The sequence below is a fragment of the Agrobacterium sp. MA01 genome (genome assembly GCF_009650195.1).
Lineage (GTDB): Bacteria > Pseudomonadota > Alphaproteobacteria > Rhizobiales > Rhizobiaceae > Allorhizobium.
In genome coordinates, this window is sequence record NZ_CP045854.1 from 1,806,509 (window position 1) to 1,824,213 (window position 17,705).

The 17,705-nt window shown below is 60.8% G+C and carries 17 protein-coding genes; 9 read left to right on the plus strand and 8 right to left on the minus strand.

Annotated features, from left to right (window positions below):
- Positions 1-7 precede the first annotated feature (7 nt).
- Complete coding sequence (locus GH983_RS08855; protein WP_153762191.1) at positions 8-826, plus strand: MBL fold metallo-hydrolase; 819 nt, start codon at positions 8-10, stop codon at positions 824-826.
- A gap of 201 nt (positions 827-1,027) precedes the next feature.
- Entirely contained in the window at positions 1,028-2,401 is a 1,374-nt protein-coding gene (locus GH983_RS08860; protein WP_153762192.1) for an ISNCY family transposase, read from the plus strand.
- A 215-nt stretch (positions 2,402-2,616) separates the two neighbouring features.
- On the opposite strand, the gene GH983_RS08865 is transcribed toward GH983_RS08860, so the two are convergent.
- Together GH983_RS08865 and GH983_RS08870 are read right to left on the minus strand one after the other, a co-directional pair.
- Complete coding sequence (locus GH983_RS08865; RefSeq protein ID WP_153762193.1) at positions 2,617-3,372, minus strand: metallophosphoesterase; 756 nt, start codon at positions 3,370-3,372, stop codon at positions 2,617-2,619.
- A 110-nt stretch (positions 3,373-3,482) separates the two neighbouring features.
- On the minus strand, positions 3,483-5,969 hold the full coding sequence (locus GH983_RS08870; RefSeq protein ID WP_153762194.1) for a glycoside hydrolase family 3 C-terminal domain-containing protein: 2,487 nt from the start codon (positions 5,967-5,969) through the stop codon (positions 3,483-3,485).
- Positions 5,970-6,330: 361 nt separating this feature from the next.
- On the opposite strand from GH983_RS08870, the gene GH983_RS08875 reads away from it, so the two are divergent.
- From GH983_RS08875 to GH983_RS08890, 4 genes are all read left to right on the plus strand, one after another.
- Positions 6,331-7,311: a sialic acid TRAP transporter substrate-binding protein SiaP gene (locus GH983_RS08875; protein ID WP_371418478.1), complete on the plus strand. Its 981-nt coding sequence runs from the start codon at positions 6,331-6,333 to the stop codon at positions 7,309-7,311.
- Between the two features lie 81 nt (positions 7,312-7,392).
- Entirely contained in the window at positions 7,393-7,950 is a 558-nt protein-coding gene (locus tag GH983_RS08880; protein ID WP_069041381.1) for a TRAP transporter small permease, read from the plus strand.
- A 9-nt stretch (positions 7,951-7,959) separates the two neighbouring features.
- Entirely contained in the window at positions 7,960-9,234 is a 1,275-nt protein-coding gene (locus GH983_RS08885) for a TRAP transporter large permease (protein WP_083229547.1), read from the plus strand.
- 112 nt (positions 9,235-9,346) lie between these two features.
- Entirely contained in the window at positions 9,347-9,781 is a 435-nt protein-coding gene (locus GH983_RS08890) for a DUF4864 domain-containing protein (protein WP_069043809.1), read from the plus strand.
- A 45-nt stretch (positions 9,782-9,826) separates the two neighbouring features.
- Here the strand turns inward: GH983_RS08890 and tgt are convergent, their stop codons facing one another.
- From tgt to coaD, 5 genes are all read right to left on the minus strand, one after another.
- Complete coding sequence (gene tgt, locus GH983_RS08895) at positions 9,827-10,957, minus strand: tRNA guanosine(34) transglycosylase Tgt (protein ID WP_069041379.1); 1,131 nt, start codon at positions 10,955-10,957, stop codon at positions 9,827-9,829.
- Between the two features lie 3 nt (positions 10,958-10,960).
- Positions 10,961-12,055, minus strand: a complete 1,095-nt coding sequence (gene queA / locus GH983_RS08900) for a tRNA preQ1(34) S-adenosylmethionine ribosyltransferase-isomerase QueA (RefSeq protein ID WP_153762195.1) — start codon at positions 12,053-12,055, stop codon at positions 10,961-10,963.
- Positions 12,056-12,147: 92 nt separating this feature from the next.
- Positions 12,148-12,657: a peptidylprolyl isomerase gene (locus GH983_RS08905; protein WP_069041377.1), complete on the minus strand. Its 510-nt coding sequence runs from the start codon at positions 12,655-12,657 to the stop codon at positions 12,148-12,150.
- A 40-nt stretch (positions 12,658-12,697) separates the two neighbouring features.
- Complete coding sequence (locus GH983_RS08910; protein WP_153762196.1) at positions 12,698-13,267, minus strand: peptidylprolyl isomerase; 570 nt, start codon at positions 13,265-13,267, stop codon at positions 12,698-12,700.
- 27 nt (positions 13,268-13,294) lie between these two features.
- Positions 13,295-13,789, minus strand: coding sequence for a pantetheine-phosphate adenylyltransferase (gene coaD / locus GH983_RS08915; protein ID WP_153762197.1), 495 nt, complete (start codon positions 13,787-13,789; stop codon positions 13,295-13,297).
- 210 nt (positions 13,790-13,999) lie between these two features.
- Between coaD and GH983_RS08920 the strand changes: the two genes are divergently transcribed.
- The 3 genes from GH983_RS08920 (at position 14,000) to GH983_RS24470 (ending at position 14,588) form a co-directional block, all read left to right on the plus strand.
- The gene (locus GH983_RS08920) at positions 14,000-14,158 is read left to right on the plus strand and encodes a hypothetical protein (RefSeq protein WP_153762198.1); all 159 of its coding nucleotides are present in this window, start codon (positions 14,000-14,002) and stop codon (positions 14,156-14,158) included.
- Positions 14,159-14,241: 83 nt separating this feature from the next.
- Positions 14,242-14,394, plus strand: coding sequence for a hypothetical protein (locus GH983_RS08925; protein WP_153762199.1), 153 nt, complete (start codon positions 14,242-14,244; stop codon positions 14,392-14,394).
- 59 nt (positions 14,395-14,453) lie between these two features.
- Positions 14,454-14,588, plus strand: coding sequence for a hypothetical protein (locus tag GH983_RS24470; protein WP_256367283.1), 135 nt, complete (start codon positions 14,454-14,456; stop codon positions 14,586-14,588).
- Between the two features lie 171 nt (positions 14,589-14,759).
- Here the strand turns inward: GH983_RS24470 and gyrA are convergent, their stop codons facing one another.
- Positions 14,760-17,561, minus strand: a complete 2,802-nt coding sequence (gene gyrA, locus GH983_RS08930) for a DNA gyrase subunit A (RefSeq protein WP_153762200.1) — start codon at positions 17,559-17,561, stop codon at positions 14,760-14,762.
- Positions 17,562-17,705: the final 144 nt, after the last annotated feature.

Consider the following 17,705-nt stretch of genomic DNA (forward strand, 5'->3'; position numbering starts at 1 on the left):
AACCCTGATGCAGGTCACGCGCCGGTTCACGCTGCTCGGTTGTTCTTCGTCTCCCGGTGTCCCCAGGATCAACGGCGACTGGGGCAATTGCGACCCTGAAAATCCGCGCAACCGGCGGACCCGCGCGTCCTTCCTGATCGAACAGATAGGACCCGATGGCGGCAAGACGACTGTCGTCGTTGATACCGGCCCGGATTTTCGCGAGCAGATGATCCGCGCCAAGGTCGAACATCTCGATGCCGTCGTCTACAGCCATGCCCATGCGGATCATCTGCATGGCATCGACGATGTCAGAGGCTATTTCATCACGCAGAGAAACCGAATCCCGATCTATGCGGAGCCTTTCACCATGGCCCGTATCGAGGAAGGTTTCGGCTATTGCCTGAAGACACCACCGGGCAGCAGCTATCCGCCGATCGTGGCGCCGGTCATTGTCGAAGATATGGACCAGCCAATCGTCATTGATGGCGCCGGTGGTTCCATAATGCTTCTGCCGCTGGTTCAGCAGCATGGTGACATCATATCGCTCGGGTTTCGCATCGGTGACGTGGCGTATTGTTGCGATGTCTCTGACTTTCCCGAAGAGACGGTCGCCAAGCTCTCAGGCCTTGAACTGCTTTACATCGACGCGCTCCAGTACCGGCCGCATCCGAGCCATCTATCGCTCGAACAGGCACTCGGCTGGATCGAGCGTCTGGCGCCGAAACATGCGGTGCTCACGCATATGCATACGCCGCTCGACTATGAAACCGTGATGGGCGAGACGCCGCCGCATGTGGAGCCAGGGTATGACCAGTTTGTCATGGAATTTGAATTGGATATCTGAGTTTCCTCAGAAACTCAGTTTGCTGCGAGGCGGTGATATTCAATGCATTGTGGCCAGTCTAGGCCCTGCTACGACATGGACTTCAGTTCCATAATCTATCTTATGCGATCTTTGTTTGTAGCCGCAAAGTTAGAATGTCCTGTTTCTGCAAAGTTGGAATGTCACACTCCCCGGTCCTGAACGATGCCTGGGAGATTGCAGATGGGATTGATAGCGATGAGCGAGCGTGATCTGCAGCGGATCGAGATTCTGTCGAGGGTAGTTGCCGGGCGGATGACCACGGTTTCAGCGGCGCATGTGCTTGACCTGAGCGAGCGTCAGGTACGCCGGCTGCTGGAGCGTATCCGGACCGGCGGCGCGGCGTCGATCCGGCACAAGGCGATCGGCCGGCCCTCAAACAATCGGATCAGTGACGGGGTTCGCGATTATGCGATAACGCTGGTCCGCGAACGTTATGCAGATTTCGGTCCGACGTTGGCAGCCGAGAAGCTGACTGAACGCGATGGCTTGCGTGTGTCGCGCGAGACGGTGCGCGGTTGGATGTCCGATGCTGGGCTGTGGTTGTCGCGCAAGCAGCGCCGGACGTTTCATCAACCGCGACTGCGGCGCGAAGCCTATGGCGAGCTGGTGCAGATCGACGGGTCAGAGCACCGCTGGTTCGAGGATCGTGGACCATCGTGTTCGCTGCTGGTGTTTGTCGACGATGCGACCGGCAAGTTGATGCAGTTGCGCTTTGTGCGTTCCGAAAGTGCCTTCACCTACTTCGATGCGCTGGAGCTCTATCTCAAGCGTCACGGCGCACCGATTGCCTTTTATTCGGACAAGCATTCGGTGTTTCGGGTGGCGAAGAAGGATGCCAAAGGTGGCCAGGGCATGACGCAGTTCGGACGTGCGCTTTGCGAGTTAGATATCGAGATTCTTTGTGCAAACTCGAGCCAGGCCAAAGGCCGTGTTGAGCGGATGAACCGGACGCTGCAGGATCGTCTGGTCAAGGAGCTGCGGCTCGCAGGGATCGCGACAATGGAGGCGGGCAATGCGTTTCTGCCTGTTTTCATGGAGGACTACAATGCGCGTTTTGCGGTTACCCCTGCCCGTTCGGACGACCTGCACCGGCCGCTGAATCTGGCGCCGGATCGGTTGACGGAGATCCTGTGCAAGCGCGAGCAGCGCTATGTCGGATCGCAACTGACGTTCTCGTTCGAGCGTAAGCGGATCATGCTGGAAGAGAGCGAATTGACGCGTGGTCTGGTTGGCAAATATGTCGAGACCTATGCCTATGCCGACGGTCGCCTGGACATTCGCTGGAAAGGCCATTCCCTGCCCTACACGGTGTTCGACAAGGAGCAGCGCGTGACGCATGCGGCGATCACCGAGAACAAGCGGCTGGGTGACGTATTGGCCTATATCAGGGAGCGCCAGGAAGAGGATGACAAGCCGAAGGTGAAGAGCAACAGCGACAAGAATGGCTACGTCAAGCGCCTGGGCAAGCCTGGCCGGCGGACGGATTTCACGAATGATCCGGCGGTGATTGCGAGACGGATGAAGGCGCTGTCGCGTCAGGACGCTGCGGAGTGAAGTACCGACAATCGCCTCAAAGCTAAAGCCGAAGCGGAGTTCCCCACCCGCCCCGATCTGATCTTGCAAGCGGGTCTGCCGCTCAGATCGGGGCTGATCGTGGTGCTGTGTGGCGACTGCTGCGGACATTTTAACTTTGCAGCACAGCGGACATTCCAACTCCTCCGCCACATTGTTTGTATGGTCGAGGCGCTCGGTCTGGCGCTTCCCCATGCTTAGAGATCAGCGACCTGCAGGATGGTCTTGGCCGAGATCTCGGTTTCTTTGGGATAGCCGAAGGCATTGTTGATGTAGGTGACGCCGTCGATCTCCTTGTTGCGGTTCAGATGGCTGTGGCCGTAGAAATGCTTCGAGGATCCAAGCGTACGAATGCGGCGCTCCAGGCGGTCTGTGCCGAGCACGGGAAACAGCGCCTTGTGCTTCTCGGGATAGCGCGCCGGCATCAGGTCGATGCGCGGCACGAAGTGCGAGACACTGTAGACCGCATCAAAGCCCGATGTGTCCGGCATCACATTCATCGCGTCGAAACGGGCCGCGACCTCGGGCGGCTGCAAGCCTTCCCAGTTGCACTTGTAGAAGTCCATCCAGCCGCGGCGAATGGTCGGGCCTGGCTCGCCAAAGGAATAATCATACCAGGCGAGCAGCGGCACGATCAGGGTCTTGCCGATGGCGACCGGTCGGGTCTTGATACCGTAGCCGAGACAGAGGGCATTCAGAGTTTCGAATTTCTCGAAGGACGGCCCCTTCCCGCTTCTTGCCGTCCACAGATCGTGATTGCCCGGCAGAAAGAGCACCTTGGCGTAGCGCGGCACCAGTTCGTCGAAACTGGCTTTCACCAGATCGAGTTCGTCGGAGAGATCGCCGGCGACGATGAGCACGTCATCGGTGAAATCGGCGCGGGACAGCGCTCGCAGCCAGTCAAGGTTCTGACGGTAATCGACGTGAAAGTCGGATCCGAGAAAGAGGCGCATGCTCAACGGATCCGCTGAGGTTTCGAAGACATGATAGCCTTCTAATCGAATTTCACGGCACGGCAAGATACGGCGGAGGGCTCGATATCTCCGCCGCATCGCGTATCGCATCAGTCGACGACCGCAGGCAGAGGCGGGGCCGACACCCCTTCCCGCCACTCGCTGGCCAATGTCAGCGGCAGCGTGGCGCGGATATCCTCGGCATTGGCGGCAATCACGAGCTCGTGTTCGCCGGCTTCGGCGATCCAGGCGCGGGCATTGGGGTCGAAGTAGGCAAGGTCGCGGACGGCGATCGAGAGATTTGCTGTTGCGGTCTCGCCGGCGGCGATATGCAGCTTGGCGAAGGCCTTGAGTTCCTTCACCGGACGCGGCAGGCGCGACGCCTTCGGCTTGACGTAAAGCTGGACCAGTTCGGCCCCTGCGCGGTCGCCGATGTTCGTCACATCCACTTCGATGGCAACGCCCGCAGGCCCCATGTCGAGGCTGGAGGCGCGCGGGACGGACCATTCGAACCGGGTATAGGACAGGCCGTAACCGAATGGGAAGAGCGGCTTTGCGCCATCCGCATCATGGTGGCGATAGCCGACCGCGAGGCCTTCCACGTAGACGACATGGCCGTTTTCGCCCGGATACGTTCGGGGATCACCTGTCATGGCGGAATTGTCGGAAAGACGCTGCGGGAAGGTCTGCGGCAGGCGCCCGCCAGGTTCGGCATCGCCAAAGAGCACGTCGGCAATCGCATTGCCCGCTTCCTGGCCCGGATACCAGGCCTCGATGACCGCCGACACCTTGTCGAGCCAGGGCATTTCTACTGGGCCGCCGGTCTGGAGGACGACAACGGTGCGCGGATTGATGGCTGCGACCTTCTCGATCAGCTCCTCCTGCCGTCCGGGCAGGCGCATGTTGGGCAGGTCGAGGCCTTCGGTATCCCACTCCCCTTCCCGGCCGACGACGAGGATGGCGACGTCACAGGCCTTGGCCTGCTCGACGGCTTCGGCGATCGCTGCATCGGAGGTCGGGAGTTCCACGCCGAAGCGCACGGCACGGATCTCGATACCCTCATAACCCTCGGGCATGGCGCGGTAATCGACGCGGATCTCATAGGTGCGTCCGGCTTCGAGCGGCTTTTCGACCCTCACTTCGGTATTCCCGAGGCCGAAGAAATTGTCGCCTTTCGCCCAGCCGGTCTCGCCATCCACGACAAGTTCGCCGTCGACATAGAGCTTGGCGAAGCCCGCATTGGTCAGGCCGAAGATATGGTTGCCTGTCTCCTCGGGGCGGAAGCGCGTGGTGATGCGCGCCGAGAAATTCCGGGGGTCGAGGGAAGCATCCGGCATGTCGAGCCAGAAGAACTGGGTTTCCTCGGCCGTGGAGCGCTGCACGACCGGGCCGGACCAGTCACGGCCATGGAAGAAGTCGACGAATACCTCGCCCCCGATCATCTGCGTCAGGCGATTGTTGCGGCAAGCCTTCAAATGCATGACCCGATTGGTACCCGACAACGCTGTGCGAATGCCCTCGAGCGGGCTCATCTTGTAATGCGCGTTGATCTGGGCGCTGCCGCCGCCCATGACGCGCGGTTCGGCGGCGTTGGGGCCGAGCACCGCGATACGGTCGAGGGCGGATTTGTCGAGTGGCAGAATGCCGTCATTCTTCAAGAGAACCATGCCCTCGGCGCCAAGTTTGCGGATGAGCGCGCGGTGTTCGGGGCGATCGACGGCCTTCTCTTCTTCCATCTTCGGGTCTTCGAATGCTCCGACTCGCTCGAGCAGCAAGAGCATGCGGCGTGCGGCAGCCTTGACGGTTTCGGCCGGCACCCTGCCCTCGCGGACGGCTGCGACCAGCTTCTCGCCACGATCGCGCGTCGGACCGGGCATTTCGAGATCGAGCCCACCAATCACAGAGGCTTCTGTCGTATGCGAGCCGAACCAGTCGGACATGACGATTCCGTCATAGCCCCATTCCGCGCGCAGCAGTTCGGTCAGCAGCCAGTGATTTTCGCTGGTCCAGACACCGTTCAACCGGTTGTAGGAGGACATGATCGCCCAGACGCCAGCCTTTTTCACGGCCGCCTCGAAGGGCGGAAGGTAGATCTCGCGCAGGGTGCGCTCGTCGAGATCCGACGACATGGTCTGCCGCTCGACCTCGCTTTCATTGGCGACGAAATGCTTGATCGTGGCAGCGATGCCCTGCGACTGCACCCCCTCGATATAGGCGACCGCCAGCGCCGAGGTCAGCATCGGGTCCTCCGAATAGCATTCGAAGTTGCGGCCGTTGAGGCCAGAGCGGTGGATGTTGACGGTCGGCGCGAGAAGGACCCGCGCGCTCTTTGTCTTCGCCTCTTCAGCCAGTGCCACGCCCATATCGCGCACCAGCGCGGGGTTCCAGCTGGCGCCGATGCCGATGGCTGCGGGGAAGCAGGCCGATTTGACGCCGCCGACCAGCGATCCACCACCGCGTGCGCCGTTCGGCCCGTCGGTCACCTTGATCTTGGGAATGCCGAGGCGTTCAACCGCAACCGTGGTCCAGAAATCTGCCCCCGCCAGCAGCGCAACCTGCTCCTCAAGGGTCATCTGGTCGAGCAATTCGTCGAGCACGCGTCTTCCTCCTGATCTCATGTCTCGGGGCACGCGGTAATCCCCAAGAGGATACTTTTGTCAGGAGCCAACGACAAAGGCGCCAAGAATACAAGGGCAATATGCACGTCATGGCTGTTTAGAGCGCCCGGCCGCGCAAATTTGAGCTCGCTCAAAGTTGTCTGTTGACCATCGACTTATCAAAAACTACCTGTATGACAGGTTGGCGTGATGGAGGTCGCGTTTCAGCCTCGGACAGAGCGACGGCGCATGTGGAGGCATGCGGCACGTCGGCGGAAGGCGGGCATACTGTCTTGCGCGGCTGGACGATCATTCGGAGGAACGGCCGGGATCCCCGGCATTGGGAGGACTGATCATGAAACTGACCCGCAGAGGCGCCACCCTGGCGCTCGCCACACTGTCATTGGCAGGCATTTTCGCAGCACCGGCACAGGCGGCCATGGAGTTCAAATGGGCGCATGTATACGAGACCGGCGAGCCCTATCACACGCAAGCGATGTGGGCGGCCGAGGAGATCAAGAAGCGGACCAATGGCGAGATCTCGATCTCTGTCTTTCCGGCCTCGCAACTCGGCAATGAGAACCAGATCAACGAGGGACTTGGCCTCGGGACCGTCGACATCATCTACACCGGCGTTGCCTTCGCCGGCGCCATCCACAAGCCGATCGCGATCTCCAATGCCCCCTTCATTCTCAGGGATTTCGACCACTGGCAAGCCTATCGCGACAGCGACCTCTTCAAGGGCATTGCGGGCGGCTACGACTCTGCGACCGGCCACAAGGTGCATGCGCTGACCTATTACGGCCAGCGGCATCTGACAGCAAACCGGGAAGTGACCAAGCCCGATGACATGAAGGGCATGAAGCTTCGCGTCCCGCCCGCTCCGCTCTTCCTGATGTTCACCAAGTCTGTCGGTGCGAATGCCACCCCGATCGCCTTTGCCGAAGTCTATCTCGCCCTGCAGCAGGGCACGGTCGATGGCCAGGAGAACCCTTTGCCGACGATCATGGCCAAGAAGTTCTACGAGGTACAGAGCCATATCATGCTCAGCGGCCATATCACGGAATCGCTCCTGACCATCGTCGGTGGCCATGTCATGGGGCAGTTGTCCGATGAGCAGAAGGTTGTCATGGATGAGGTCCTGAAAGAGGCCGCCTCCCGCGCGACGGATGAGATCCGTGCCGCAGAAGGCCGCCTTGCCGACGAGTTCCGAGGCCTCGGAAAGACGGTTGTCGAGGTGGATCGCCAACCATTCATCGATGCGGCTGTGCCTCTGCACAACGATCCGGAGTCCGGCGCCGGCTGGTCTAAGGAGCAATACGACGCCTTGCAGGCGCTCTGACACTTCGCGCGTTCAAGATCTCTGGCTGTGGCGCCCGGCGCCGCAGCCGCTTCAGTGGCCAGCCAGCGCGGAGCAAGGCGCATGACACACGAGCCGATTGACGAGCCTGTGAGCGCAGCCACCATGCTGCATCTGGAAGACGAGGCCGATCCACCCATCGTTTTCCGCGTTGATGATGTCCTCGCTTTCTGCCTGTTCTGGCTGCTCGGCGGCGTCACCTTTCTGCAATTCTTCAGCCGCTACGTCCTGAATGATTCCGTTGCCTGGACGGAAGAAATCGGGCGCTATCTGCTGATCTGGGTGACCTTCTTTGGCGCCGCCATCGTCTTCAGGCGACGAACCAATATCGCCGTCGAGGTGATCGTCGACATGCTTCCCCGTCCGCAGGCAAGGATCATGCGTTGCATCGCGGATGTCATCACGCTCGGCTTCGTGATTCTGCTCGTCTGGTTCGCCTGGAACCTGACCCAGCGCATGATGATCCAGCGGATGACCGTGATCGATGTGTCGATGAGCGTGGTCTATGGCGGCGTGCTCGTCGGCTGCCTGCTGATCCTCTGGAGGGCTGTTCAGGCCTTCATCTCCAATGCCAAGCGTCGCTGGGATCCTGTGTCGGATCCCTCGCAGATGTTCGATTGAGGTCTGGCTATGGTCCTTCTTCTTGTCGTCTTCTTCGTCCTGCTCCTGATCAGCGTCCCGGTCTTTGTCGCACTCGGCGGAGCCTCCTTGGCCTATACGCATTTCATCGGCAATCTTCCGGACTTCGTCGTACTGCACCGGATGGTGGGGGGCGTTGACAGCTTTCCGCTGATTGCCGTGCCCTTCTTCATCCTGGCGGGAAATTTGATGAACTCCGCCGGGATCACCAACCGGATCTTCGACTTTGCCACGGCGGCCGTCGGCTGGCTGAAGGGCGGACTTGGCCATGTCAACGTGATTGCATCGGTGATCTTTGCCGGCATGTCCGGGGCGGCCGTCGCGGATGCGGGCGGGCTTGGTACGATCGAAGTGAAGGCCATGCGGGACCGCGGATACAATGATCACCTCGCCGTCGGTGTGACTGCCGCATCGTCGACGATTGGACCGATCATCCCCCCGTCCCTGCCGATGGTGATCTTCGGGGTGATGGCGAATGTCTCGATCGGACAGCTGTTCGCCGCAGGCTTTATTCCGGGCCTGCTGATGGCCGGCTCCCTGATGCTTTACATCACCTGGTATTCGTGGCGGCACAAGATCGGCGCAGATCAGGCCTTTCGTTTGCGCGTGCTGGCAACGAGTTTCATTAACGCCGTACCCGCGCTGCTCACACCGGCAATCATCATCGGCGGGATCGCCACAGGGGCCTTCACGCCGACGGAGGCTGCGATTGCGGCCTGTGCCTGGGCGCTGATCCTCGGCTTTGTCGTCTATCGGACACTGTCGGTGAAACGCTTCTACCAGATTTCGATCCAGACGATCGAAACGACGGCGTCTGTCCTGGTCATCGTCGCGGCTGCCTCGCTGTTCGGCTGGGTGTTGACGGTAACCCAGGTCACGGCGCAGTTCACGGCACTGCTTTTGACGATCACCGATGACCCGATCATGCTGCTTTTGATCATCAATGTGATCATTCTGATCGTCGGCTGCTTCATGGAGACGATCGCAGCGATTTCGATCCTTGTGCCGATCCTGATGCCGGCCGTCCTGCATGTCGGGATCGACCCGGTTCAGTTCGGTGTGGTGATGGTGCTCAACCTGATGATTGGCCTGATCACGCCGCCAATCGGCATGGTTCTGTTCGTGTTGGCCAGGGTGTCCAACCTGTCGATCGAGAAAACGGTGAAAGCGACCGCACCCTTTCTCATCCCTCTCTTCGCCGTCTTGATGCTGATTACGGTGTTTTCCGATCTGACACTCTGGCTGCCCACACTTTGGTACCGCTGAGCGGCGGATGTGAGCATGCCCCGCTCACATCCGCTTGAACGGACTTCCCATTGTCACGAATCGGCCTATCCTTTTATTTCGGACTTCCTGAAACAAGGGGATGATGATGCGCATGCGGATTGGAGTTGCCCTATTTCTCATGGCCGGCCTGCTCGCTGCCCCGGCCATTGCCCAGCAGGATGCTAAGACCGAGGCCGCGGGTCTCGCCAAGGACGTGATCGAGCAGCAGATCGCAGCCTTCCTCAATGACGATGCGACGACCGCCTATTCCTTTGCCTCGCCGGAGATCAAGTCGGTGTTCCCCAATGCCGAGCGCTTCTTCGATATGGTGAAGAAAAGCTATGGCCCCGTCTACAGACCGGGCAACTACGCCTTCGGCCGCAACCAGGTCTCACCCGACGGTACAGTCGCCTATCAGGAAGTGCTGATCTCGGCGCCTGACGGCAAGGACTGGGCCGTCTATTACGAGCTGAAGCGCCAGCGCGATGGGCAGTTCGCCATCAACGGTGTCCGCATCAAGCGCGAAACGAACAGTCAGGGCATCTGATCTGAAAGATGGGTGGGCGGCATGACCGCCCTGCCCTGACCTTTATCAGACCGGGTCGATGTCGCCGCGTGCCCACATCTCGATCGTTTCGGCCTTGAAATCCTCGAACCGGTCTTCCGCGATCGCCTGGCGGATGCCTTGCATCAGTTCCTGATAGTAGCTGAGGTTGTTCCAGGACAAGAGCATGCCGCCGAGCGCTTCATTGGAACGCACGAGGTGATGCAGATAGGCGCGCGAGTAGTCGCGGGTCGCCGGGCAGGACGACTGCTCGTCCAGCGGGCGCATGTCTTCGGCATGTCGGGCATTGCGGATGTTGACCTTGCCGCGACGAGTGAAGGCGAGGCCATGGCGACCAGAGCGGGTCGGCATGACGCAGTCAAACATGTCGATGCCTTCAGCGACCGATTTCAGCATATCGTCCGGCGTGCCAACGCCCATAAGGTAGCGCGGCTTTTCGGTGGGCAGCACTGGCAGCGTGATGCGCAGCATGTCGAGCATGACGGCCTGGGGTTCGCCGACGGCGAGACCGCCGATCGAGTAACCCTTGAGGTCGAGTTGCTTCAGGCCCTCTGCCGAGCGGATGCGAAGCGCCGGCTGGTCGCCACCCTGAACGATGCCGAACATGGCCTTGCCGGGCTGATTGCCAAAGGCGACGCGGCAACGTTCGGCCCAGCGTAGCGACAGTTCCATGGCGCGCTCGATCTCGCGCGGTTCGTTGGGCAGCGCCACGCATTCGTCGAGCTGCATCTGGATGTCACTGTCGAGCAGGCCCTGGATCTCGATCGAGCGTTCCGGCGACATATGGTGCAAGCTACCGTCGACATGGCTCTTGAAGGTCACGCCCTGCTCATCGAGCTTGCGCAGGCCTGACAGCGACATGACCTGGAAGCCGCCTGAGTCGGTCAGGATCGGGCCGGGCCAGCGGATCAGCTCATGCAGGCCACCAAGGCGCGCGACGCGTTCGGGGCCGGGGCGCAGCATCAGGTGGTAGGTATTGCCGAGAATGATATCGGCGCCGCCTTCCTTCACCTGGTCGAGATACATGGCCTTGACCGTGCCGACGGTGCCGACGGGCATGAAGGCCGGTGTGCGGACCGTGCCGCGTGGCATGGTGATCTCGCCGAGACGGGCTTTGCCGCTGGTGGCCTTCAGATTGAACGTGAAATTCTCGGACATCGGTCAGTCGTCTTTCCGGAAGAGCAGGCTGGAATCCCCGTAGGAATAGAAGCGGTAGCCGGTCTCGATGGCGTGGGCATAAGCGTCCCGCATCGTGTCGAGGCCGGCAAAGGCGGATACCAGCATGAAGAGCGTGGATTTGGGCAGGTGGAAATTGGTCATCAGCATATCGATTGCCTTGAAGCGATAGCCGGGCGTGATGAAGATGCCGGTCGCACCCGACCAGGCGGGGATGGTGCCATCGTCAAGCGCAGCACTTTCAAGCAGCCGCAGCGAGGTGGTGCCGACGGCGATGATGCGGTTGCCACGGGCACGCACGGCATTCAGCGCGGCGGCCGTCGACGGCGAGATATAGCCGATCTCCTCGTGCATCTTGTGCTCGGCGGTATCATCCGCCTTGACCGGCAGAAAAGTGCCGGCGCCGACATGCAGCGTGACGAAATGGCGCTCGACGCCGGCGGCATCGAGTTTGGCGAAGAGGTCGGGTGTGAAATGCAGGCCGGCGGTCGGGGCAGCAACCGCACCCTCCTCGCGGGCATAAATGGTCTGGTAGTCGGCGCGATCCATTTCATCTTCCGGCCGCTTGGCTGCGATATAGGGCGGAAGCGGAATGTGGCCGACGGTAGCGATCGCCTGATCGAGGTCGGGGCCCGAGAGATCGAAGGCGAGGTCGATTTCGCCCGCCTCGCCCTTTTCGGCGACGGTCGCGACGAGGGAACCCGTGAGGCAGGCGGCGCCCTCGCCCTGCCCCAGACCGAAATCGATACGGTCACCCTGCTTGATGCGCTTGCCGGGCTTGGCAAAGGCCTTCCATCTGGATGCACCAACCCGCATATGCAGCGTACAGGAGACCGCGATCTCTTCCGCGCCGTCACGATGGCGGATGCCTTCGAGTTGGGCCGGGATAACCTTTGTGTCGTTGAACACAAGCGCATCGCCAGGTCTCAGGAACGACGGCAGGTCGTAAACATGGTGGTCTTCGAGCACCTGCGTGGCATTCGGCCGTACCACCAGGAAGCGGGAATGGTCGCGCGGGCTTGCGGGCCTGAGCGCAATATTGTCGTCCGGAAGATCGAAGTCGAAGAGGTCTACACGCATCGCTGTCTGTCAGAATGTGGGTGGAAGATCTAAACGCGAAAACCCGCCCGGGTGCCAGGCACCGAGGCGGGCTTCGTGTGGCTTTAAGCCGATCAGGCGTCGGCGGCAACCTTCATCGAGACGATCGAATCGGGATCGCTGACAGGCTCGCCCTTCTTGATCTGGTCGATGATGTCCATGCCTTCGATGACCTGGCCCCAGACGGAGTACTGCTTGTTCAGCCACGGTGCGTCGGTGAAGCAGACGAAGAACTGCGAGTTGGCCGAGTTCGGGCTCTGCGAGCGCGCCATGGAGCAGGTGCCGCGGACATGCGGAGTGGCCGAGAATTCAGCCTTCAGGTCCGGCTTGTCGGAGCCGCCCATGCCGGCACGGCCGGGGTTGAAGTCGGATCCGCCCTTCTTGCCGAACTTCACGTCGCCGGTCTGGGCCATGAAGTCGGGGATGACGCGGTGGAAGACAACGCCGTCATAGGCGCCTTCGCGCGACAGTTCCTTGATGCGGGCGACATGGCCGGGGGCCAGATCCGGGAAGAGCGCGATGACGACCTTGCCCTTGGTGGTTTCCATCAGGATGGTGTTTTCCGGATCCTTGATCTCGGCCATGGTGTTTCTCCTTGGATTGGGGCGTAGCGCCCTTTTGATATCAGTTGCGACCGACGGTGACCTTGACCATGCGGTCTGGGTCGGTGACTTCGCCGTTGCCGCCTTCGCCGCGCTTGATCTTGTCGACATATTCCATGCCGGACACGACCTTGCCGACGACCGTGTACTGGCCGTTCAGGAAGCCGCCTTCGGCGAACATGATGAAGAACTGCGAATTGGCAGAGTTCGGGTCCTGGCTGCGCGCCATGCCGACGGTGCCGCGCTCGAAGGGCACACTCGAGAATTCAGCCTCGATGTCGGGCAGGCTGGAGCCGCCGGTACCGGCACGACCCGGCTCGAAGCCGTTTTCCATGTCGCCGAACTGCACGTCGCCGGTCTGGGCCATGAAGCCTTCGATCACGCGGTGGAAGGCGACATTGTCATATTCGCCCTTGGCGGCGAGATCCTTGATCTGCGCAACGTGCTTCGGTGCCACGTCCGGCATCAGCTGGATCACGACCGGACCGTCCTTCAGCTGGATGGTCAGGAAGTCTTCGTTGGACTGGGCCTGGGCGGAGCCGAAACCGGCTACAGCCAGAAGGAATGCGGTTGCGAGTTGGACGAGCTTCATGATCACTCCCGTTCTGAAAATTGCGGCTCAGCGGCCGTATCTGGAATTGAGGGCAGCCAGCACCGGGGCCGGCACGAAGGAGCCGACATCGCCACCCATGGCGGCGATCTGGCGAACCAATGTGGCGGTTATGGGCCGCGAGGCGTTTGCCGCCGGCAGAAAGACGGTCTGCAGATCCGGCGCCAGGGTGGCATTCATGCCGGCAAGCTGCATCTCGTAGTCAAAATCGGTTCCGTCGCGCAGACCGCGCACCATGATCCGGGCACCATGCCTGCGGGCGGCATCGACGGCGAGGTCGGCGAAGGACACGACCTCAAGGTCCCCTGCCCTGTCCGGCAGAACTGCAACAAGCGACGCACGGATCAGATCGGCACGCTCTTCGTAGGTAAACAGCGGCGTCTTTCCCGGATGCGTTCCGATTGCGACCACCAGGCGATCGCTGATGTTCAGCGCCTGAACAATTACGTCCAGGTGGCCGTTGGTCATCGGATCGAAAGAGCCAGGATAAAATGCACTCGCCATGAGAACCCGTCGGTTGGTTTCGCTCGCCTTTTGTCACGGAAGGCGGCTGATCGCAAGCACTCTGAGCGCGCGTCTTTGTCACGTATTTCCCAAATGGCGCTCCGGGTCAGACCGCTGAACCGCAGATGAACGCGCCATTCAAGCGTGCTTCAGGACGAGAGAACTAAGTTCGAATCGTCAACTAAACCGAGACAGTTCAAGGACGTTCCAATGCTCGCTCTTCTGATCGCTTCCGCCATCGCCGCGTCTCTGCTCATCGAGCTTGGGCTGATGGTCGCGCGGGACTGGATGGAGCTGTCGCCATTGGACTGCGAAGATGAACGGGAGATGAACGACACGTTCAAGAGGACTTCAGGCGCATCCCGCTAAACGTCTTCCTACACTGTGCGGGAACTATTTCCGCACGCAAGCATTTTACGGCAGCGAATGCCGGCATTCAAAGGACTAAAGCAATGCATGACAAAGTTACCCTGATCAACCTCGTATGGATGATGATGATGACTGCCATGGTTGCCACCTCTGCAACCTTTTACATCAAGGATAGCAGTGACGCTGCATTCTACGGCCCCCCGATGACGGCCCGTTACCATAGCTTCGGCCACTAATCGGATATGAGTTTTCACCGCTAGAAACGCAACGACACGCTGAGAAAGAAAGGAATGACATGTTTATCACCCTGTCTGTTCTGGCTGCTCTGATCAGCGGCATGTTCGTCGCCTCGGTCGCCTCGGCGCTCACGGCCTTGAAGCGCGAAAACGACGATTTCCGGGCCATGATGGAGCGCCGCAAGGCCTTCTGAGACCGATCCCAAGCGGTCACAGTCGGTGGATCCACACACCGGCCCAAAAACAAGACCGCGTCAAACTTGATGCAGACCTCCAGCAAAAAGCCCGCTCGGATCACAATCCGGCGGGCTTTTCGTTTGTCGATTGATGAATGGAGAAACCGGCCCTTGCGGGCCGGCCAGATGTCATTCCGTAGGGGCCTCGCCGCCTGCGTCTTCGACCGGAGCAGCAGTGCCCTCGCCATCGACGCCTTCCGAAGCCTCAATGACTTCGTCATCCGCTTCCGGTTCAGTGATGCGCTCGACCGAAACAACCTTCTCATCCTTCGCGGTCGAGAAGATCGTCACGCCCTTGGTCGCACGGCTGGCGATGCGGATACCGTTGACCGGTACGCGGATCAGCTGGCCGCCATCCGAGACGAGCATCAACTGGTCTGTTTCCTCGACCGGGAAGGCCGCAACCAGCTCGCCGATTTCCGCCGTCTTAGACGTGTCGGTAGCACGGATGCCCTTGCCGCCGCGTCCGGAGGTACGGAAATCGTAGGACGAAGAGCGCTTGCCATAGCCCTTCTCGGAGACCGTGAGCACGAACTGCTCGCGGGCCTTGAGCTCCTGATAGCGCTCTTCCGACAATTCGCCTTCGGCGCCGACTTCTTCGCCAACCAAGGCGATATCGTCTTCGTCGACGCCCATGGCCCGGCGCTCGGCTGCCGAACGCTTGAGATAGGCCGCGCGCTGCCAGGGTTCGGCATCGACATGGGCGAGGATGGTCATGGAGATCAGGCGGTCGCCATCGGCCAAAGTCAGACCACGCACACCGATCGAATTGCGGCCGGCAAAGACGCGCACTTCATCGACCGGGAAACGGATCGCCTGACCGAGTGCCGTCGTCAGCAGGACGTCGTCATGTTCGGTGCAGGTCTCGACGCCGAGGATCTGGTCGCCCTCTTCCTCGAGCTTCATCGCAATCTTGCCGTTGCGGTTGACCTGGATGAAGTCGGACAGCTTGTTGCGGCGAACCGTGCCACGAGTCGTCGAGAACATGACGTCGAGATTGCCCCAGCTTGCCTCGTCCTCAGGCAGCGGCATGATCGAGGTGATGCGCTCGCCGGGCTCCAGCGGGAACATGTTGATCATCGCCTTGCCACGCGACGTCGGGGTGCCGATCGGCAGGCGCCAGACCTTTTCCTTGTAGACGATGCCGCGCGACGAGAAGAACAGAACCGGCGTATGGGTATTCGCCACGAAGAGACGCGTTGCGAAATCCTCGTCCTTCATGGCCATGCCGGAGCGACCCTTGCCGCCGCGGCGCTGGGCTCTGTAGGTCGTCAGCGGTACGCGCTTGATGTAGCCGGCATGCGAAACGGTGACCACCATCTCTTCCCGGGCGATCAGATCCTCGTCGTCCATATCGGGACCGCCATCGACGATCTGGGTGCGGCGCGGCGTGCCGAATTCGTCGCGGATCGCGGTGAATTCATCCTTGATGATCTGCTGGATGCGAACGCGCGACGAGAGGATGTCGAGATAGTCCGAAATCTCCGCGCCGATCTTGTTCAGCTCTTCATCGATTTCGTCGCGTCCGAGTGCCGTCAGGCGAGCGAGACGCAGTTCGAGAATGGCGCGTGCCTGCTCTTCCGACAGGTTGTAGGTGAGGTCCTCGTTGATCCGGTGGCGCGGATCGTCGATCAGGCGGATCAACGATTCGACATCATGGGCCGGCCAGCGGCGCGTCATCAGCTGTTCGCGGGCGGTTGCCGGATCCGGCGCCTTGCGGATGAGCGCAATGACTTCGTCGATATTGGCAACGGCAATCGCGAGACCGACCAAGACATGGGCCCGGTCACGTGCCTTGCGCAGCAGATACTTGGTGCGGCGGCTGACGACTTCCTCGCGGAAGTTGACGAAGGCGCGCAGCATGTCGAGCAGGGTCAGCTGTTCCGGCTTGCCGCCGTTCAGCGCCACCATGTTGCAGCCGAAGGAGGTCTGCAGCGGCGTGTAACGGTAGAGCTGGTTCAGGATGACATCGGCATTGGCGTCGCGCTTCAACTCGATGACGACGCGGTAGCCATCGCGGTCGGATTCGTCGCGCAGGTCGGAGATGCCCTCGATGCGCTTTTCGCGCACGAGTTCGGCCATCTTCTCGATCATCGTCGACTTGTTCACCTGGTAGGGGATCTCGGTGATGATGATCTGCTCGCGGTCGCCGCGCATGGGCTCAACGCGGGCAACGCCGCGCTGGACCACGGAACCGCGACCCGTCTCATAGGCAGACCGGATACCCGAACGGCCGAGGATCATGGAGCCGGTCGGGAAGTCGGGACCCGGAATGATCTGCATCAGTTCCGGCAGCTCGATCCCCGGATTGTCGATCAGCGCCGTGCAGCCGTCGAGAACCTCCACCAGGTTGTGCGGCGGAATATTGGTGGCCATGCCAACCGCGATACCGCCCGCACCATTGACCAGCAGGTTCGGGAACTTGGCAGGAACGACGACCGGCTCCGACATGGTGCCGTCATAGTTGTCGCGGAAGTCGACCGTTTCCTTGTCGAGGTCGTCGAGCAGCGCATGCGAGACCTTCTGCAGGCGGCATTCCGTGTAACGCTGTGCTGCCGGCGGGTCGCCGTCAACGGAGCCGAAATTGCCCTGGCCGTCGATGAGCGGCATGCGCAGCGACCATGGCTGCGCCATACGGGCGAGCGCGTCATAGATCGCGGAGTCGCCATGCGGGTGATACTTACCCATGACGTCACCGGTGACGCGGGCGCTCTTGACGTATTTCTTGTTCCAGTCGAGGCCGAGCTCGTTCATGCCGTAAAGGATACGGCGGTGCACGGGCTTGAGCCCGTCACGCACATCGGGAAGTGCGCGGCTCACGATCACGCTCATCGCGTAATCGAGATAGGACCGCTGCATTTCCTCCATGATGGAAATAGGCTCGATGCCTTGCGGGAACTTGCCGCCGCCGGGAGTGCTTTGCTCAGTCAAATCAGGTCACGATCTCTGTTCGGAATCACTGGGAAATCTATAGCGGAACACGCGCGCGCGCGCCAATTTCGAGGCCGGTTATAAACAGGCTTTTACGGCCTGGGAAAGGCATTTTCGTCAATATCTTGGGGGCCAGCCTTGCAA